Source organism: Phaeobacter sp. CECT 5382 (assembly GCF_001457775.1).
Taxonomy (GTDB): Bacteria; Pseudomonadota; Alphaproteobacteria; order Rhodobacterales; family Rhodobacteraceae; genus Pseudophaeobacter.
Genome location: NZ_CYSG01000026.1, coordinates 14,165 through 32,169, shown reverse-complemented (window position 1 = coordinate 32,169; position 18,005 = coordinate 14,165). Strand labels below are relative to the sequence as shown.

The window sequence follows — 18,005 nt, the reverse complement described above, 5'->3', positions numbered from 1 at the left end:
AAGGCATTGGCCATGCGCAAATCATAAGTCCCGGCAATCGCCTGCGGGATAGGGGCTAAATGGAGCGCATGAAGACGGAGGCTAGCGCCTCACTTCATACCTCCCTGTTGGACTTCGGCCGAGCTTAGTGCTCGGCCTTTTTTTTTGCTTATCAGTTTTGTTGCGCATCACTCTCCCTGCATCAAGCACATCTGCAAAAGAACAGTGAAAAGACTATCCCCACTCAATCGCCTGCCACATTTTTAAGCACTCTTCATGCTCGCCTGCGCAGACCTCAAGCAAGAAGCGCATGACCTGTCCCGATCTGCCCTGCCCCGATCTACCCACGACCCGACCTGCCGCGGCACGTTTTGGCGCAACACGACACGCCCCCGTGGCAGCATCCGACACCGCATTCAGGCTGCGTCTCTGCGCTAAGGATATTCGCAACAGTTCGGCAACTGGGCTGTTTCGACGCGATACCACCTGGAGAAACCCCCTTCCCCATCAGGCAGGCTTGCTCTAAAAGCCGCCTCAGTAGCACCATGGGGGGCCATATCGCGCCATGCAAGAACCAGCCATCACATCCGAACTGATCGCAAGCCACGGCTTGAACGCCGAAGAATACAACATGATCCTCGAGATCATTGGACGCGAACCCAGCTTCACCGAACTTGGCATCTTCTCGGCCATGTGGAACGAGCACTGCTCTTATAAATCCTCCAAAAAGTGGCTGCGAACGCTGCCCACCGACGGTCCACAAGTCATCTGTGGCCCCGGCGAGAACGCCGGTATCGTCGATATTGGCGACGGCGACGCGGTGGTCTTCAAAATGGAAAGCCATAACCACCCCTCTTACATCGAACCCTACCAGGGGGCTGCCACCGGTGTTGGCGGCATTCTGCGCGATGTCTTCACCATGGGCGCGCGGCCCGTCGCCTCGATGAACTCGCTCTCCTTTGGTGAGCCCTCGCACCCCAAGACCCGTCAACTGGTCAACGGTGTGGTCGAAGGCATCGGCGGCTATGGCAACTGCTTTGGCGTGCCCTGCGCGGGCGGCGAAGTGCGGTTCCACCCCGCCTATAACGGCAACTGTCTGGTCAATGCCTTTGCGGCGGGCCTGGCAAAAACCGATGGTATTTTCTATTCCGCCGCATCCGGCGTTGGCATGCCAGTGGTTTATCTCGGCGCCAAAACTGGTCGCGACGGCGTTGGCGGCGCCACCATGGCCTCGGCTGAATTTGACGACACGATTGAGGAAAAGCGCCCCACCGTACAGGTCGGCGACCCCTTCACCGAAAAGCGTCTGATGGAAGCAACGCTTGAGCTGATGCAAACCGGTGCCGTGATTTCGATCCAGGATATGGGGGCTGCAGGCCTGACCTGTTCCGCCGTTGAAATGGGCGACAAAGGCCAGCTGGGGATCAAGCTGAACCTCGAAGACGTGCCACAGCGCGAAGAAAACATGACCGCCTACGAGATGATGCTTTCCGAGTCGCAGGAACGCATGTTGATGGTGCTGAAGCCCGACATGGAAGCTGAAGCCAAGGCTGTCTTTGTGAAATGGGATCTGGATTTCGCCATCGTCGGTGAAACCATCGCCGAGGATCGCTTTTTGATCCAGCACAATGGCATCACCATGGCGGATCTGCCACTGTCGAAATTGGCGTCTTCCGCCCCGGAATATGACCGCCCTTGGGTCGCAACCCCGGCGGCAGAGCCACTGACAGACGAAGACGTGCCTACGATCGACCCGATTGATGGTTTGAAAGCCCTGCTGGCCTCCCCCAACTATGCCGGCAAACAGTGGGTCTACGAACAGTATGACACCACCGTCATGGGCGATACCGCCCGCCGTCCCGGTGTTGGCTCTGGCATTATCCGCGTACACGGCACCGACAAACGTCTGGCCTTCACCTCGGATGTGACGCCGCGCTACGTCAAGGCGAACCCGGTCGAGGGCGGCAAACAGGCCGTCGCCGAAGCCTATCGCAACCTCACAGCTGTTGGCGCCAAACCATTGGCAACAACAGACAACTTGAACTTTGGCAATCCCGAAAAGCCCGAAATCATGGGTCAGTTCGTGGGCGCCATCCAGGGTATCGGCGAAGCTGTCGCAGCACTCGACATGCCTATCGTTTCCGGCAATGTCTCGCTTTACAATGAAACCGACGGACAAGGCATCCTACCGACGCCAACAATCGGTGCCGTTGGCCTGATCGCCGCAGGCGAAGATGCGATCACAGGCGAAGCCCGCGAAGGCCATATCGCGCTGCTGATCGGTGAAACAGCTGGCCATCTTGGCCAATCCGCCCTGCTGGCCGAGGTCTTCAACCGTGAAGATGGCGACGCGCCTGCGGTCGATCTGGAAGCCGAAAAGCGCAACGGTGAATTCATCCGCGCCAACCGCGATCTGATCAAGGCCTGTACCGACCTCAGCGATGGTGGCCTGGCACTGGCCGCCTTTGAGCTGGCCGAAGAAGGTGGCGTTGGCGTTCAGATTGATGCGGGCGACACTCCGACCCTGTTTGGCGAAGATCAGGCGCGCTATCTGGTTGCCTGCAACTTTGATCAGGCCGAAGGTCTGATGCTGGCGGCCGGACAGGCAGGAGTAACCCTGACAACCGTTGGCCGTTTCACCGGTGACTGCATCAAGATTGGCGGCTCTGAGGCGCCTCTGGCCGAGTTGCAAGAGGTCTTCCGCTCCGGCTTTGCCGCTGCTGTGGCCTAAGAACAGAGCCTTGAAACATTGAGAGAGAGGCGTGCAGTCATTGCGCGCCTTTTACTTTTCTGCAACCTTTGACAGCCGAATGCTGAGGTTGAACCAGATGCCTTGAGTGCTTGCACTGCCCCCAAGGCCACCCTAAGTTCCATTCAAGACCAACGCCAAGGACAGCAACCATGCCCATGCAAGCCCAAGAAATCGAAGACCTTCTGCGCGAGACCTTTCCTGACGCAGATATTCAGGTTGCAGGCCATGATGGCGTGCATATGTCTGCTATGGTGGTAGACGAGAGCTTTCGTGGCAAGAACCGGGTGCAACAGCAGCGTGCCGTCTATGCCGCCCTCAAGGGCAAGATGGATGGCGCCAATGGTGAACTGCACGCCCTGGCCCTGACAACCAAAGCGCCGGAGTGATTAAATTCCTGATCGTCGCGATGACCCTTGCGCTTTTGGCGATCTGGACTTTTCTTGAGCTCCTGCCGTATATCGAACAAAACCGCCACAGGCGGATACGCCAAAAGGACATGGAAAAATGAGCGACGCACAATCCCGCATCGACGAAACCGTAAAATCCAGTGACGTGGTGCTCTTCATGAAGGGTTCCAAGGACATGCCGCAGTGTGGGTTTTCTTCCCGCGTGGCTGGTGTGCTGAACTACATCGGTGTTGAATATACCGACGTCAACGTGCTGGCCGACGAAGAGATCCGCGCAGGCATCAAGGAGTATTCCGACTGGCCGACCATTCCACAGCTCTACATCAAGGGCGAATTTGTTGGCGGCTGCGACATCATCACCGAGATGACTCTTTCGGGCGAGCTGGACGGCATGTTCGCCGACAATGAGATCGCCTTTGACAAGGACGCGGCAGACAAGATCCGCGAAGCCAACGGCTAAGCTGAGTCGGCTGACTTCGACCCTCGGCGCAGCATCTATAAATAAAAGCCCCTTCCAGTTTTCCGCTGGAAGGGGCTTTTATTTGGCCAATTGACGGTTCATCGGGAACAGTCCATCAAGCCAAGACAAATACACGTCAGCTGACAGCGCAATTACTCTGCGGCGGTCTTTTCTTCTAGCTGCTGCGCCAGTGCCTCGGCGCGGGCGGCGACCTCGGCCAGGGCTTCCGGCACCTGCGGCGGCACAATCGGCACTTCTATCCGCTCCGGCTCTGGTGCAGGGGTGTTCTTCAGGGCTTCCAGCTCTGCTTCGCGCTCAGCCAGTTCCGCTTCGACGTCTTTGATGCGATCCTCGACAGCTGCTGTCTTGTCGGCCAGCATCAGGCCCGCCATAAGCAGCATCCGTGCTTCGGGCATGCGGCCAATCTGATCAGACAACACCTGTGCTTCGTCATCGAGCATCTTGGCCGCGGAGTGCAGATAGCTTTCCTCGCCCAACTGGCAGGACACTTCAAAGCCGCGTCCGCCGATATGAATGGTGACTTCGGGCATCAGACTTCCTCCCCTTCGGGCAAGTTGTGTTCCGGCAGGGACTGCGCATTGGCCAGCAGCGGTTCAAGCTTGGCGAGCACCGCATTCACCTGTGCCTGATCGCTGGCTTGGGCTGCACGCAGAGCTTCGATTTCTGCCTGCAGGGCTGCGTTGATCAGATCTGCATCCGCCAAGCCTTCGGCATTGGCATCGCGAAGCGCCGCATTCGAGCTGCGCAACTGCTCATTGGCCAGTCGCAATTGCTGCAGCTCTGTATCCAGACGCACTAAAATCTCGTTCTCAGTAGCTTCGGTTGACGCTGGGGTGGAATCCGCCGAGCTCGCCTGAGCTGCTTCCAGCGCAGTTTTCAGCGCGGCGACCTCTGCTTCGAGTGCCGCCTGATCCACCGCCGCACCGATATCGCCTTCGACATCGCCCTCAGCAGTCGAGGCCGTCTCTTCGAGCTGAGATTGAAGCTGTTGGTTCTGCTCTGTCAGTTCGGAAACCTGATCCTCCAGCGCTTCCTTTTCAGCCGCCAAGCCGTTGCTAGCGTTTTCCAAGGCCCCTTTGAGCCGGGTCACTTCCAGCTTCAGCGCGTCTTTTTCATCAGTGTTGCCAACTTCGTTGCGCAGCAGCTCCAATTCGGCCTGCAAAGCGTCCATATCGCCTTCAGCCGCAGCATCGCCACTGGCTGCCGGAGCTGCCTGCTCCAGCTCCTTCATACGGGCATGCAAGACCTTCACCCGCTCCTCGAGCTGAGCGTTTGCGGTCTTTTCTTCGTCCAGCGCCTGTTCAAGCACAGAGGTATCAGCGGCCGCCTCTGCCTCTTCGAGAGCTACCGCCCTCGCCTGTTCCAGCTTGCCGACGCCGACACCGATCCGCTCCATCGCGGTCAGAATGCGTCCCTGCAACTCCTCGATCTGCGTCATGCCTGTCCCTCATCCCTCATGGGTCTTGCCCCTCACCGGTTCTTGTTGCGGTCTTTTGCGCACCATGGCACGCATTCTGCCGCACCTGCTGCCAGTGGGCCCGTTGCTTGCCGCTACGAATCGTTTTCAACCCTTCACGGTGACACCAGTTTAACCAAAGCTGGCGTAAAACACCCCCCCTTTGCTTTCAAGCACTTGCAACGCTGACTTCGCGCTGTTGGCAAGGAATGGCGCAGAAAGCTTGATCTTTGGGCTGTCACTGCTATTGAGCGCCTGACCAGCCTGGTAACCCAAAGGAACACTTCAGTGGATCTGACAGCCCTGCGCACCGCCAACCCCGATCATTGGAACAAGGCCGCCGCCATTCGTGCCCTCGCCCTTGACGCCGTCGCCGCCGCCAATTCCGGCCACACAGGCATGCCCATTGGCATGGCCGATGTCGCCACCGTGCTGTTTGAAAAGCACCTGAAATTTGACGCTGCTGCACCACAGTGGCCAGATCGTGACCGCTTTATCCTGTCCGCAGGCCATGGCTCGATGCTGATCTATTCGCTTTTGTACCTTTGCGGTGACAAGCAGGTGACACTGGAGCAGATCAAGAACTTCCGCCAGATGGGCGCGCTGACAGCGGGCCATCCGGAAAACTTCCTACTCGACGCCGTTGAGACCACCACCGGCCCCTTGGGTCAGGGTATTTCCAATGCTGTGGGCTTTGCCATGGCCGAAGAAATGCAGCGCGCCGATTATGGCCGCAAGGTTGTGGATCACCACACCTATGTGATCGCCGGTGATGGCTGCCTGATGGAGGGCATCAGCCAAGAGGCCATCGGCCTTGCCGGGCGTCACTCCCTCGGTAAGCTGATCGTATTCTGGGACAATAACAACATCACCATTGACGGCACGGTCGAGCTGTCGGATCGCACCAATCAGGTTCAGCGTTTCAAGGCCTCCGGCTGGCAGGTTCTGGAAATCGACGGTCACGACCCTGTTGCCATTGATCAGGCCATCGAGGCCGCCAAGAAATCGAAGAAGCCTTCGATGATCGCCTGCAAGACCCATATCGCCCTAGGTCACGCGGCGCAGGATACCTCCAAAGGTCACGGTGCCCTCACCGACCCCGCACAGATGGCCGCTGCCAAAGAGGCCTATGGCTGGACCTCCGCCCCCTTTGAAGTCCCCGCTGACATCAAATCCCAGTGGGAAGCGATTGGCGCCCGTGGTGCTGCGGATCGCAGCGCTTGGGAAGGCCGCTTCGGCGAAATGTCGCAGCAGAAACAGGACCGTTTCAACCGCGCCTATGCGCTGGAGGCACCCAAGAAGCTCTCGGCTGCCATTAAGGCATTGAAAAAACAGGTTTCGGAAGACCAGCCAAAGGTCGCGACCCGCAAGGCGTCCGAAATGGCGCTGGCGGTGATCAACCCGATCATGCATGAAACCGTTGGTGGTTCTGCCGATCTCACCGGCTCCAACAATACCCTGACCAGTGATCTGGGTGTGTTTGACACCGACAATCGCAAAGGCCGCTACGTCTATTGGGGCATCCGTGAGCACGGCATGGCCGCTGCGATGAACGGCATGGTGCTGCACGGCGGTATCCGCGCCTATGGCGGCACCTTTTTCTGCTTCACCGACTACGCCCGCCCTGCCATGCGTCTGGCGGCCCTGTCGAAAATCCCGACAGTGTTTGTGATGACCCACGATAGCATCGGCGTTGGCGAAGATGGCCCGACCCACCAGCCGGTCGAACATCTGGCGATTTGCCGTGCGACCCCCAACACCTACGTGTTCCGCCCTGCGGATGCGGTTGAAGCAGCTGAAGCCTGGGAAGTGGCCCTCACCGCCAAAGGCACACCTTCGGTGATGACCCTGACCCGCCAGAACCTGCCAACACTGCGCACTGAACACAAGCTGAACAACCTGACCGCCAAAGGTGCCTATGTGCTGGCCGAAGCCGAGGGCAAGCGTCAGGCGATCCTGATCGCCACCGGTTCCGAGGTGTCACTGGCGATGGAAGCCAAGGCCAAGCTGGAAGCCCAAGGCATCGGCACCCGGGTGGTTTCCATGCCCTGCATGGAGCTCTTTGCCGCCCAAGACGAAGCCTACCGCCGCAAGGTCCTGCCCGCAGGCCCCGTACGCGTCGGCATCGAGGCCGCCATGCGCGCCGGTGGCTGGGACCGTTGGCTGATGGGCGAGCGCGGCCAGGACAAAAAGGCCGGGTTCATCGGCATGGACCGTTTTGGTGCCTCTGCCCCGGCAGGTGAGTTGTTCAAAAAATTCGGCATCACCGCCGAGGCCACCGTCGCCAAGGTCAAAGAACTGCTGGGTTAACGCCCCAACAGCAATAACTAATCAAAAAGGGCGCCAACTGGCGCCCTTTTTCATGCCCGCTTCTTGTCTTCGTTTAACGCAGCCAAAGCTTTCTCTGCATAGTCGATCCGAAGTTCGTACTCACCGCGTGCTACGACAAAAGCAGGAGTCTCAACTCGCATCGCCAAAAAGGCCTGCCTCAGCTGTGTGCCAGACAGAGGAACATAGTCTGGCGTTTCCCCCGAAAACTTATTGTACAAACGTCCGCCGATCCAACTCGCTCTACTGCGCGCAGCCTGCGCTGAAGCCAGGCGAAAGTGAAGAAAGCCTCTGAGTTGTTCTGAATCCATTGGCATCAGATCGGCAGCTTTGCTCATAGCCGACAGCGGCGAGGCCAGCCCCTCTGTAACGGCATTTGAGACCCCGGTCCTTGTTGGGGAAGGCCCTGACTTGACCTTGAGAAATGGATTTTTAGGTCGATCTGACATTTTGGCTCCAAAATTCTCCAAAAATGACATGCTGCGGAAACGAATTTCAACCTAACAGGTCGAGCCGCAGATCATAGTGCTTTCCAATGGCATCCCACTCCAGCTTTGGACGCGTGAGATGGCCGCAACCCGTTGCAATCCATTCAGCCATGACGCTCGATTTTTTCAAAGACGGCCTTCAGTGAAAGCCTTCAAGTCAAAATCCGTTGGTACCATGAGGAAATTATACCCCTTCACCAGGTCCTCTCCCGTTTCCAGACTTTTTGAAATTGTTGCCCGCTCAACGGCCGATTTCAGGTCATTGATCCCATACATTTGGTAGCCTTCAGCCGAGAAAAGGTCAAAGACAGCCAGAAAACCCTTGTTCAGTTCACCTCCCGCGCGAAGATCCGAAAGTCCGCTTTCGATCAGAAATACCGGTTTTTGCCTGGCCTGAAAAATGCCATTGGCTCCGTTCAACACTTCAAGCTCAAAACCTTCTACATCAATCAGGAAAAAGCTGCGGCCGGTTAGGGCTTTGGCTGTCACCAGATCGTCAAGACGTCGGACATCCACCTTAAATGACAGGCTTTTGGGATTGCGCGCCCACCCTTTTACAAGCGAGGCCCCGGTGCCAACTCCAAAAATTTCGGCCTCACCGGTCGCGCTTCCACAAGCGTTTGGAAGAACCGTGACGTCGGCCTCAAAGCCATTTATCTCTAGGTTTTTCCGAAGCAGCCTGAGGTTGTCGGGGACTGGTTCAACCGCAATTGCCGACACGCCAAAGCTTTGCGCCAGACAAACATAATACCCATAGTTTGCCCCCACATTTACGAAGAGATCCGCCTCCTTTAGAAAGCCGCGAATAAGCTTGGTCTCGACCTCCTCGAAATCGCCCGATTGCATGACTTCCGGCCCGATGAATTTGAAGCCGAACTGTGTTTCAACTGCTGAGCGCTGATGAATACGGCGCCCCCGCCGCGCACGCAGCTTGCCCCTGATCCAATCGACAAGCATCGCCTTCTCCCAATTCCAAATTTTTGTGGTTTTATTGCTGCGATCCAGCGGGTTTAAAAATTCTGGTCAGGCCCAGAACAAATGGGATCAACACCAATCCCAAAGCCACGCCAAAGACGCCATCCATTGTTGCCTTGGCACTCCATTCGACAAATCCGATCCAGCCCACAGGAGCCATATGACCCACGGCATAGGCCCAGTCGTGAATATGGTGGCCCAACCGGCCAAAGCCCAGAACCTCTAACCCGTGGATGATGATCGACCCACCAACCCAAAGCATGGCGGCGGTGCCCACAACGGACAGGATCCACATCAGCACCGGCATGAATTTCACCAGCCCGCGCCCCAACCCACGCCCCACAGGAGTGGGCGCATTCTTGGTGAGATACAGACCCACATCGTCCATCTTCACGATCAGCGCGACTGAGCCATAAACGGCAACGGTAACGCCAATGCCCACAACGGCCAGCGTAGCGGCCTGCATCCAGACATTGGGAACCTCGATCGCGGCCAGCGCGATTGTCATGATCTCTGCCGACAGGATAAAATCGGTCTTGATGGCGCCCTTGATCTTTTGTTCCTCAAGATGGCCAGGATCTTTGATGCTCATATCCGCTTCGATCTCGTGGCTGGCGTGCGGGAACAACACGTGAAAGATCTTTTCCGCGCCCTCAAAGCACAGATAGCTACCGCCGAGCATCAACAAGGGCGTGATCGCCCAAGGGGCGAAATTCGCCAGCAGCATCGCCACCGGCAACAGCAGGATCAGTTTGTTAAACAGAGAACCACGGGTGATCCGCCAGATGATCGGCAGCTCGCGTGCCGGCTCAAATCCCTGAACATATTTCGGCGTGACTGCGGCATCGTCGATGATTACCCCGGCAGTTTTCGCCCCGGCCTTACCGGCCGCTGCCGCAACATCATCGACCGAGGCCGCCGCCACCTTGGCAATTCCCGCCACATCATCCAGTAAAGCCAGCAAACCGCTCATTTTGAAAACCCTTATCCCCGGCACATATTTGTCAGCAACCTACCCTATCTGTGACGGGTGACAAGCGTTAGCGCCACCGACTATCTTCCGCCTCATTCCGTTAACGCCACCGGGCAAAATCGTTAACGCCACCGGTAGGGTTTTGCGCTAACAGACTGTGTTTTCGCCGTTTTTGCCCCTTTAGCAGGAAACCAATGACGTCTATATGCGACAGCAAGATTAGCTCGCTTGGAGACATGCTCATGACCATCAAAGTCGGGATCAACGGTTTTGGCCGTATCGGCCGCTGCACCCTGTCACATATCGCCGCCTCTGGCCGCGACGACATCGAAGTGATCAAAGTCAACGCCACTGGCCCACTGGACACAGCTGCGCATCTGATCAAATACGATTCTGTGCATGGGCGTTTCCCCGGCGAGGTTACCACCGGCGAAGGCACCATGAACCTCGGCCGTGGCGATATGCAAATGTATTCGACCTACAACATGGATGAGCTCGACTGGTCCGGCTGTGACGTGGTTCTGGAATGCACCGGCAAGTTCAACGATGGAGAAAAAGCCAAGGCGCACCTTGAGCGCGGTGCCAAAAAGGTTCTGCTCTCGGCTCCCGGCAAGAACGTCGACAAGACCATCGTTTTTGGCGTCAACAGCAATGAGCTCCAAGCCGGTCACACCATGATCTCCAACGGGTCCTGCACCACCAACTGCCTGGCCCCCATCGCCAAAGTTCTGGACGAGGCATTTGGTATCGAGCATGGCATCATGACCACGATTCACGCCTACACCGGCGATCAGCCAACGCTCGACCGCCGTCACTCTGACCTTTATCGTGCGCGCGCTGCTGCGATGTCGATGATCCCGACCTCCACCGGTGCCGCCAAGGCCCTGGGTGAAGTTCTGCCCAACCTGAAGGGACGTCTCGACGGCTCCGCCATCCGCGTTCCCACGCCGAATGTTTCGGCCGTTGACCTCACCTTCCGTGCCAGCCGCGATGTGACTGCGGATCAGATCAACGCTGCGATGCAAGAAGCGGCCTCTGGCCCAATGAAGGGTGTTTTGGGCTATGAGCCCGCGCCGCTGGTTTCGACCGATTTCAACCATTCGAGCGAAAGCTCGATCTTCGCGCCCGATCAGACCCGCGTGGTCGAAGGCCGCATGGTACGCGTTCTGGCCTGGTATGACAATGAATGGGGATTCTCCGTGCGCATGGCGGATGTCGCCGTTGCCATGGGTCGCCTGACCTAAAGACTTCAACGGCAGAGGCTAAGTCAAAGCCACCCTTGAGATTTCGAGCCCGCTCAGGCATATCTGAGCGGGCGTTTTTCTTTTTTGGTGAGGCCACAATGACCAACAAGCTTGCGATCTGGCTGGGCCTGATCCTGATTGCTGCCATCGTGATTGACGTGCTGACCTATGGGCCGGTTCATATGGTATTTTTGGGCAAAAAATTGTTTGAGCTGCTGGATTGGGTCGCCTTCTGGCGCTAGGACCAGATTGAATCTTTCGTCCTTGCACCAACAAAAGCGGAGCTTCCAAACAAAAAGGGCGCGGCTTTGTCGCCACGCCCGAATTTAATATTTCCGTGTGTTCAGACCTTGCCGAGACGCTTAGTCAGTTCTTTGAGAACCAAAGGTGTCACAAATTTGGACACATCTCCATCCAAACGCGCGATTTCCTTGACCAGTTTGGAGGCAATTGCCTGATGGCGGGCCTCGGCCATCAAAAAGACGGTTTCAACCGAACTGTCCAATGCACGGTTCATACCGACCATCTGGTATTCATACTCAAAATCCGCAACTGCGCGCAGCCCCCGCACGATGATCTGAGCGCCGACATCACGGGCGCAGTTGATCAATAGATTCTCAAACGGATGGGCAACAATTTCGGTGCCAGTCTGTTCGCTGAGAACAGCGCATTCCGCCTCGATCATGGCGACGCGTTCTTCAAGCGTGAACAAGGGTCCTTTGTCGCGGTTGATCGCAACCCCGATGACCAATTTGTCCACCAATGCACTGGCACGGCGAATAATATCGATATGCCCCAATGTGATCGGATCAAAAGTACCTGGATACAAGCCGATACGCATAGGCTCCTCCTGCCTTATACATGCTTCAGTCTAAGCTCTTGCGCAGGCAAACATGTTTCCAGCCGGAGGTGCAAGAGGGGGAAAATACGCAAGTCCCCCTTCCGACGCGTCATCTGGTCGCGTTTGGATGCGGAACGGCCTAAATGCCGCCCCGACAAGGGGTCAATGCCCCATGATCATCCCTTCGAGAGCGTCTTTCTCCATAGCGATCTCCGCCAGCTGTGCCTTGACCACATCGCCCAGCGACACCAGCCCGACCATTTTGCCGTCTTCGACCACAGGCATATGACGGAAGCGGCCCTTGGTCATCTGCTTCAGCACATCTTCAACGTTGGATTGCAGCGTGCAGGTCACAAGCTTGGTGGTCATATAGGCGCTGACCGGTTTTGCCAGACAGCCCGACCCGCTTTTGCCCAGTTCACGCACGATATCGCGCTCTGACAGGATCCCGTCAGCACTCTGCCCGTCAGACGACACCACAACGGTCCCGATCCCCTTGTCCGACAGCAGATTTGCTGCATCAGCAACGGACGCATCGGGGGCAACTGTTACGACGGCGGCGCCCGCCTTGGACTTCAGAATCAATTGAACCAGCATATGCGCTCCTTTGGTAATTTTATTTCGTATTACCAAGGGTTGCCGCAACGCCACGTCAAGTCAAGTCAGGTTAGAGCTTCCAGCCGGGCGACCTCGTCACGGATCCCTTTGGTCAGCGCCTGCGCAAACCGGTTGAGCCGCTCACTACGCTGGTCCCCCTGATGGCGCACCAGATAGAAACTGCGCGTGAGGCTGATCTGATCCGTCAACACCTTGCGCAGCATCCGATGCGCCGGAAGGGAAAAATCATGCGCCACACAAAGCGCTGTGCCCTGGGCCGCTAGTTTGATCTGGACAGAAACGGAATTGGAGGCCAGCGCTACTCGGTCCACCCCCAGATTGCTGAGGTAATCCAGCTCCCGGTCGAAAATCATATCCGGAATATAACCAATCATCTTGTGACCCTTGAGGTCTTCGAGCTTTTTGATCGGGGGATGTTTGCGCAGATAGTGATGTGAGCCCACCATATGCAGTTTGTAGTCTGTCAGCTTTTGCACCAGCAACTGCCCTGCCGTGGGCGCACTGACGGTGACAGCCATATCCGCCTCACGTCGGCTGAGGTTGATCACGCGGGGCAAAGCGACGATCTGGATATCCAGATCTGGGTGCTCCTCGCAGATCTGCGCGCAGACCTGGGGCAGAATATAGTTGGCACTGCCATCCGGCGCGCCAATGCGGATCTGCCCCGACAGGGTATCGCTGGGCCCGGTCAGAGCCTCGGCCCCTGCCCGCATCGCCTGTTCCGCAGCCTCGGCATGTACCAAAAGACGGTCGCCTGCGGCGCTCAGCGCGTAACCCTGTGGGGATTTAACAAAAAGAGGGGTTTCCAATGCAGCTTCAAAACGCGCAATCCTGCGCCCGACAGTGGCTGGATCCATCTTAAGAATACGACCGGCACCTGACAGGCTCGCTTCGCGGGCAACTGCCAAAAACACTTTCATATCATCCCATTGAGCATCCATCCGCACGATCCCCTCTGCTTGCCTCAGAGATTTTATCCCTGTTAATCATTTGCGTTCCTGCAAACCCTCTTTGAAATCTTTCCCCTTTTCCACCTCTTTTTGCAAGACTAAGCTTTCGGCAAGTCATCCATGAGGAGGTTTTTCTGATGCAAGAGCTCACCCATTACATCAACGGCGAACACGTCAAAGGCACATCCGGCCGGTTCTCCGACGTTTTCAACCCCGCCACCGGCGAAGTTCAGGCCAAGTGCCCGCTGGCCAGCAAAGACGAGATGGCACAGGCCGTCGCCTTTGCCGCCGCCGCCCAGCCAGCATGGGAAAAAGTGAACCCCCAGCGTCGCGCCCGCGTGATGATGAAATTCGTCGACCTGCTGAACCGTGATATGGACAAGCTGGCCGAAACCCTGTCGCGCGAGCACGGCAAGACCTTCCCCGACGCCAAAGGCGACATCCAGCGCGGTCTGGAAGTTGTGGAATACTGCATCGGCGCGCCACAGCTGCTGAAAGGTGAATTCACCGACAGCGCCGGCCCCGGCATCGACATGTATTCCATGCGTCAGGCCCTGGGTGTAACCGCGGGTATCACCCCGTTCAACTTCCCGGCGATGATCCCCATGTGGATGTTTGCCCCTGCGATTGCTTGCGGCAACGCCTTCATCCTGAAGCCTTCCGAGCGCGACCCATCCGTGCCCTTGATGCTGGCAGAGCTGCTGGAAGAAGCAGGCCTGCCCAAAGGCATCATCCAGGTTGTGAACGGTGACAAAGAAGCCGTTGACGCGATCCTGTTTGACGACACCATCCAGTCGGTTGGCTTTGTTGGCTCTACGCCCATCGCTGAATACATCTACGGAACTGGCTGCGCCCAGGGTAAGCGCGTTCAGTGCTTTGGTGGCGCCAAGAACCACATGATCATCATGCCCGACGCCGATCTTGATCAGGCTGCTGACGCGCTGATCGGCGCTGGCTACGGTGCTGCCGGCGAACGCTGCATGGCGATCTCGGTTGCGGTTCCTGTTGGCAAAGAGACAGCTGACAAGCTGATCGAAAAACTGATCCCCCGCGTAGAAACCCTCAAGGTTGGTCCCTACACTGCCGGCGATGATGTCGACTACGGCCCGGTTGTAACTGCTGCTGCCAAGGCCAACATCGAACGCCTGGTTCAAACCGGTGTTGATCAGGGCGCCGATCTGGTTGTCGACGGTCGTGATTTCAGCCTGCAGGGCTATGAGGATGGTTTCTTTGTCGGCCCAAGCCTGTTTGACAATGTCACCACCGACATGGACATCTACAAGCAGGAAATCTTTGGCCCGGTTCTGTCCACTGTGCGCGCAGAAACCTATGAAGAAGCGCTGTCCTATGCGATGGATCATGAGTACGGCAACGGCACTGCCATCTATACCCGCGATGGCGACACTGCGCGTGACTTTGCAAACCGGATCAACATCGGCATGATCGGCATCAACGTGCCAATCCCGGTTCCACTTGCCTATCACACTTTTGGTGGCTGGAAGAAATCCGCCTTTGGCGATTTGAACCAGCACGGTCCTGATGCGTTCAAATTCTACACACGCACCAAAACCATCACCTCGCGTTGGCCCTCGGGCATTCGCGAAGGTGGCGAGTTCAACTTCAAAGCCATGGACTAACACTTTGTTTTGTAGATGAAATGGAATGGCCTCGGATTTTTTTCGGGGCCATTTTCGTTTCCAACGCAGGTTTTTTTTCTACTCTCAGGCGCCTGCAGGAACTGACTAGCCCTCCAGCCAGAGACAGGGAGAAAAACGAAAATGTGACCTTCTGCTCCCTAGGAAGTTCCATCCTGATCCCCATATAGTTGGGAACCAGAGCATATAATGAACTTTCCCGTCTCGCAGGTCTTCCATGCCCCCAAAACCTATCCATCGCCGCGCCGCCCTTTTCGGATTGGGTGCTGCCCTCGCTACGCCCAGCCTGTTCACGCCCAGCCTGTTGCGTGCGCAATCCACCGATGCCTTTCCGTCGGAAGAGCCGCCAATCAGTGACCAGCCTGTGGTTCAGCGCAATATCTCTTCGTTCCGGCAACAGCATTGGCAGGATCACTTTGACGAACTTGGCATCGGCTGTCTGCTGGCCGATGTGACCTCTCGCGCCGTGCATTTCTGGGATGGCGATGGTGAGACCTACCGACTGTTCCCCTCTTCCGTTCCCATGTCTGAAGAGCTGACCAAACGCGGGTATACAAAAGTGGTGCGCAAGGCTAAAAACCCCAGCTGGACGCCCACTGCCTCGATGCGTGAACGTGACCCAAGTCTGCCGCAGCGCATGGATGGCGGCCCCGGCAATCCACTGGGGACACGCGCGATGTATCTCACATGGCCTGCCTATCTGGTGCATGGCACCCACGACACCCGCAAGATCGGACGTCAAAGCTCATCCGGCTGTATTGGTCTTTATAATCAGCATGTTGAACAGTTGTTTGAGATGGTGAAAATCGGCACACAGGTGCGCATACTGTAACCCGGAAACTTCGGAGATTTTGCTATCTCTCCCGCATCCCGCTGATAGTGAGCAACAGACGTCCAACCAACACAAAATGCCCCGACCGCGGTCCGCGTCAAGGGCATTTACGTTTTGATTGAAGCACTATGGCGCCGTGGAGATCTCGAAGGTTTGCTCTGTTATCCCAGAGAAATATGCTTCGGCTTCAGCCCGGCATCATAGCGTTGGATCGCCTTTTCCATCAGATCCTCGAAATTCTTCACAAAAGTCTCGGTATCATAAAGCGGCGTTGTGGTGATGTTGCCTTTGAGCCGAGCCCGGATCGCATCAAGTGCTGCGCGATCCTGCGCCAGTTTGAGTGCCAGATCATGATAGTCTTCGACCGTTTCGGTGATAAGATCCTGGCAGCCGACCGCCGTCAGCACGCTGGCGGCCACGCGCGCTGCAAATTGTTTACCCATCTTGGTGACCAAGGGCACACCGGACCACAGGGCTTCGCTCGCAGTGGTGTGCGCGTTACAATTAAACGCATCCAGGAAAAGATCCGCCTGCGGAAGACGTGCCAGATGCTGCGACGGGCTCACCCGACCGGCAAAGACAATGCGATCAGGACCTATCCCGCGCGCCTGCGCTTCTTTCAGCAGGTTGTCTCTTAGGTTCTGATCCGGAGCCAGGAGCCAGAAAACACTGTCAGGAACCTCATGCAAAAGCTGCATCCAGACATCGAATTCAGCAGGCGTCACTTTGTTAGGATTGTTCAAACTACAAAAGACAAAAGCCTCTTCGGGCAGTCCCAGTTCTGCCCGTGTTGGCACCGTTTCAGGATGCGGACGCGTGTTGTCATTGATCTGATAGCTATCTGGCATATAGAGGATTTTTTCAGAAAAATGCTGACGCTGATCTGTCGGGATGCTGACCGGATCTGCAACGAAATAATCCATGTCCTTCATCCCTGTGGTTCCGGGAAAGCCAAGATAGCTAACCTGAACGGGAGCAGCACGAAAGGCAAAGACGGGCAAGCGATTGCCATTGGTATGCCCCTTCAGATCAATGGCAATATCGATGCCATCTTCGCGGGCCAGTTTAGCCAGACCTTCATCGCTGAGCTTGTTAACCTGGCGATAGGTATCTGCAGCTTTGCGCACCAGTTGTTGTTCAGCGCAACCTTTGTCGGGCCCGTAATCATAGACGAAAACCTCAAAGCGATCCCGGTCATGCCGCGCAAAGGCCTGCCCCAGCAGAAACATCGTGGCATGGTCGAAGAAGTCGCATGAGAAATACCCCAGACGAATGCGACGCTCTTTCACTTTTTTCCGTTTGAAGTGTTTGTTTGCAACAACGGTTTTTCGCAACAGGCGATCCCGTTCAGCCAGCCTTTTCTTTTGCAACGCAGCATCATCGACAAGAGCCAGAAGGTTGAAAGGGCTGCCTTCGACGGGATCACTAGCCAGAACCTTGATCATTTGATCGATGTTGGAATAGAACCCCCAGTCGCTTTCCGTAAGCGACGTATGAACCAGATTGGATGCTGCAATCACAAGTGTCGGATCAAGGAGATTGGCCGCCTGAAAGAACTCTTTGGCTTCACTGTTGCGTTTCATCATGTAAAGCGCGCCGCCAATCGAGGCCAGAATGCGAGCATTGGATGGTTGCAACTTCAACGCGACGGCAAAACAGGTCAGCGCTTGGTTGAAATTGCTCTGGCGCAGCAAGACTTCGCCGCGATACATGTGAAACGAGGCATCCTCAGGGTATTGGCGCACCGCGATGTCCAATAGTTTGAGTGCCTCGTCACGGCTGTTTTTGACGATGGCTCGCAAAATATCTCGAAGCAGAAGATCCTTTTCCGAAACAGTTTTGGCTGATTTCCCAGCGGCATTCCTGTTTCGAGGTCCCCTAAAACCTAGACCAGCGGCCTTTGTCGATGCAGCGTTTGCGCCCGAATTGTAAGCCAAAGAATGGGACTGCCCAGACTTGTGAATGCGAAATTCCTTGGTCAACTTTCACCTCCTCAGACTGCCCTGCCCCGGCCCGTCGTACTCAG

Annotated in this window: 17 protein-coding genes; 8 read left to right on the top strand and 9 right to left on the bottom strand. The window is 56.6% G+C overall.

All coding sequences use genetic code 11. From position 1 onward, the window contains the following. The first annotated feature begins 544 nt into the window (after positions 1 to 544). The 3 genes from purL (at position 545) to grxD (ending at position 3,598) form a co-directional block, all read left to right on the top strand. Positions 545 to 2,710, top strand: coding sequence for a phosphoribosylformylglycinamidine synthase subunit PurL (gene purL / locus PH5382_RS18145; protein ID WP_058335805.1), 2,166 nt, complete (start codon positions 545 to 547; stop codon positions 2,708 to 2,710). A 170-nt stretch (positions 2,711 to 2,880) separates the two neighbouring features. Then, a complete protein-coding gene (locus PH5382_RS18140; protein ID WP_058335804.1) occupies positions 2,881 to 3,117 on the top strand; it encodes a BolA/IbaG family iron-sulfur metabolism protein in 237 nt (78 codons plus the stop codon). Positions 3,118 to 3,235: 118 nt separating this feature from the next. Beyond that, the gene (gene grxD, locus PH5382_RS18135) at positions 3,236 to 3,598 is read left to right on the top strand and encodes a Grx4 family monothiol glutaredoxin (RefSeq protein WP_058335803.1); all 363 of its coding nucleotides are present in this window, start codon (positions 3,236 to 3,238) and stop codon (positions 3,596 to 3,598) included. Between the two features lie 152 nt (positions 3,599 to 3,750). On the opposite strand, the gene PH5382_RS18130 is transcribed toward grxD, so the two are convergent. Continuing rightward, the gene (locus tag PH5382_RS18130) at positions 3,751 to 4,149 is read right to left on the bottom strand and encodes a cell division protein ZapA (protein ID WP_058335802.1); all 399 of its coding nucleotides are present in this window, start codon (positions 4,147 to 4,149) and stop codon (positions 3,751 to 3,753) included. Beyond that, positions 4,149 to 5,057 (bottom strand): coiled-coil domain-containing protein, encoded by a 909-nt coding sequence (locus PH5382_RS18125; protein WP_058335801.1) that lies wholly within the window; start codon positions 5,055 to 5,057, stop codon positions 4,149 to 4,151. Before PH5382_RS18125 ends, PH5382_RS18130 begins: the two co-directional genes overlap by 1 nt. A 306-nt stretch (positions 5,058 to 5,363) precedes the next feature. On the opposite strand from PH5382_RS18125, the gene tkt reads away from it, so the two are divergent. After that, complete coding sequence (tkt, locus tag PH5382_RS18120) at positions 5,364 to 7,385, top strand: transketolase (RefSeq protein ID WP_058335800.1); 2,022 nt, start codon at positions 5,364 to 5,366, stop codon at positions 7,383 to 7,385. 50 nt (positions 7,386 to 7,435) lie between these two features. Here tkt and PH5382_RS18115 read toward each other — a convergent pair whose 3' ends face one another. From PH5382_RS18115 to PH5382_RS18105, 3 genes are all read right to left on the bottom strand, one after another. Next, the gene (locus PH5382_RS18115) at positions 7,436 to 7,882 is read right to left on the bottom strand and encodes a hypothetical protein (protein ID WP_058335799.1); all 447 of its coding nucleotides are present in this window, start codon (positions 7,880 to 7,882) and stop codon (positions 7,436 to 7,438) included. A 135-nt stretch (positions 7,883 to 8,017) separates the two neighbouring features. Further along, complete coding sequence (locus PH5382_RS18110; RefSeq protein WP_197410078.1) at positions 8,018 to 8,737, bottom strand: FkbM family methyltransferase; 720 nt, start codon at positions 8,735 to 8,737, stop codon at positions 8,018 to 8,020. Between the two features lie 142 nt (positions 8,738 to 8,879). Then, entirely contained in the window at positions 8,880 to 9,839 is a 960-nt protein-coding gene (locus tag PH5382_RS18105; RefSeq protein WP_058335797.1) for a DUF808 domain-containing protein, read from the bottom strand. Positions 9,840 to 10,081: 242 nt separating this feature from the next. Here PH5382_RS18105 and gap point away from each other — a divergent pair, with 242 nt between their 5' ends. Then, positions 10,082 to 11,083 (top strand): type I glyceraldehyde-3-phosphate dehydrogenase, encoded by a 1,002-nt coding sequence (gap, locus tag PH5382_RS18100; protein ID WP_058335796.1) that lies wholly within the window; start codon positions 10,082 to 10,084, stop codon positions 11,081 to 11,083. A 98-nt stretch (positions 11,084 to 11,181) separates the two neighbouring features. Beyond that, a complete protein-coding gene (locus PH5382_RS20070) occupies positions 11,182 to 11,325 on the top strand; it encodes a hypothetical protein (protein ID WP_058335795.1) in 144 nt (47 codons plus the stop codon). A 101-nt stretch (positions 11,326 to 11,426) separates the two neighbouring features. Here the strand turns inward: PH5382_RS20070 and coaD are convergent, their stop codons facing one another. The 3 genes from coaD to PH5382_RS18080 form a co-directional block, all read right to left on the bottom strand. Next, a complete protein-coding gene (gene coaD / locus PH5382_RS18090) occupies positions 11,427 to 11,924 on the bottom strand; it encodes a pantetheine-phosphate adenylyltransferase (RefSeq protein WP_058335794.1) in 498 nt (165 codons plus the stop codon). Positions 11,925 to 12,086: 162 nt separating this feature from the next. Beyond that, positions 12,087 to 12,521 (bottom strand): CBS domain-containing protein, encoded by a 435-nt coding sequence (locus PH5382_RS18085; protein WP_058335793.1) that lies wholly within the window; start codon positions 12,519 to 12,521, stop codon positions 12,087 to 12,089. A gap of 65 nt (positions 12,522 to 12,586) precedes the next feature. Then, positions 12,587 to 13,483, bottom strand: a complete 897-nt coding sequence (locus tag PH5382_RS18080) for a LysR family transcriptional regulator (RefSeq protein WP_058335792.1) — start codon at positions 13,481 to 13,483, stop codon at positions 12,587 to 12,589. Between the two features lie 146 nt (positions 13,484 to 13,629). On the opposite strand from PH5382_RS18080, the gene PH5382_RS18075 reads away from it, so the two are divergent. Beyond that, positions 13,630 to 15,129, top strand: coding sequence for a CoA-acylating methylmalonate-semialdehyde dehydrogenase (locus PH5382_RS18075; protein ID WP_058335791.1), 1,500 nt, complete (start codon positions 13,630 to 13,632; stop codon positions 15,127 to 15,129). Positions 15,130 to 15,364: 235 nt separating this feature from the next. Further along, positions 15,365 to 15,979, top strand: coding sequence for a L,D-transpeptidase (locus PH5382_RS18070; RefSeq protein ID WP_058335790.1), 615 nt, complete (start codon positions 15,365 to 15,367; stop codon positions 15,977 to 15,979). A gap of 161 nt (positions 15,980 to 16,140) precedes the next feature. On the opposite strand, the gene PH5382_RS18065 is transcribed toward PH5382_RS18070, so the two are convergent. After that, positions 16,141 to 17,781 carry an O-linked N-acetylglucosamine transferase, SPINDLY family protein gene (locus tag PH5382_RS18065; protein WP_197410077.1) on the bottom strand — a complete coding sequence of 547 codons (1,641 nt, stop codon included), beginning with the start codon at positions 17,779 to 17,781 and terminating at the stop codon, positions 16,141 to 16,143. Positions 17,782 to 18,005 lie beyond the last annotated feature (224 nt).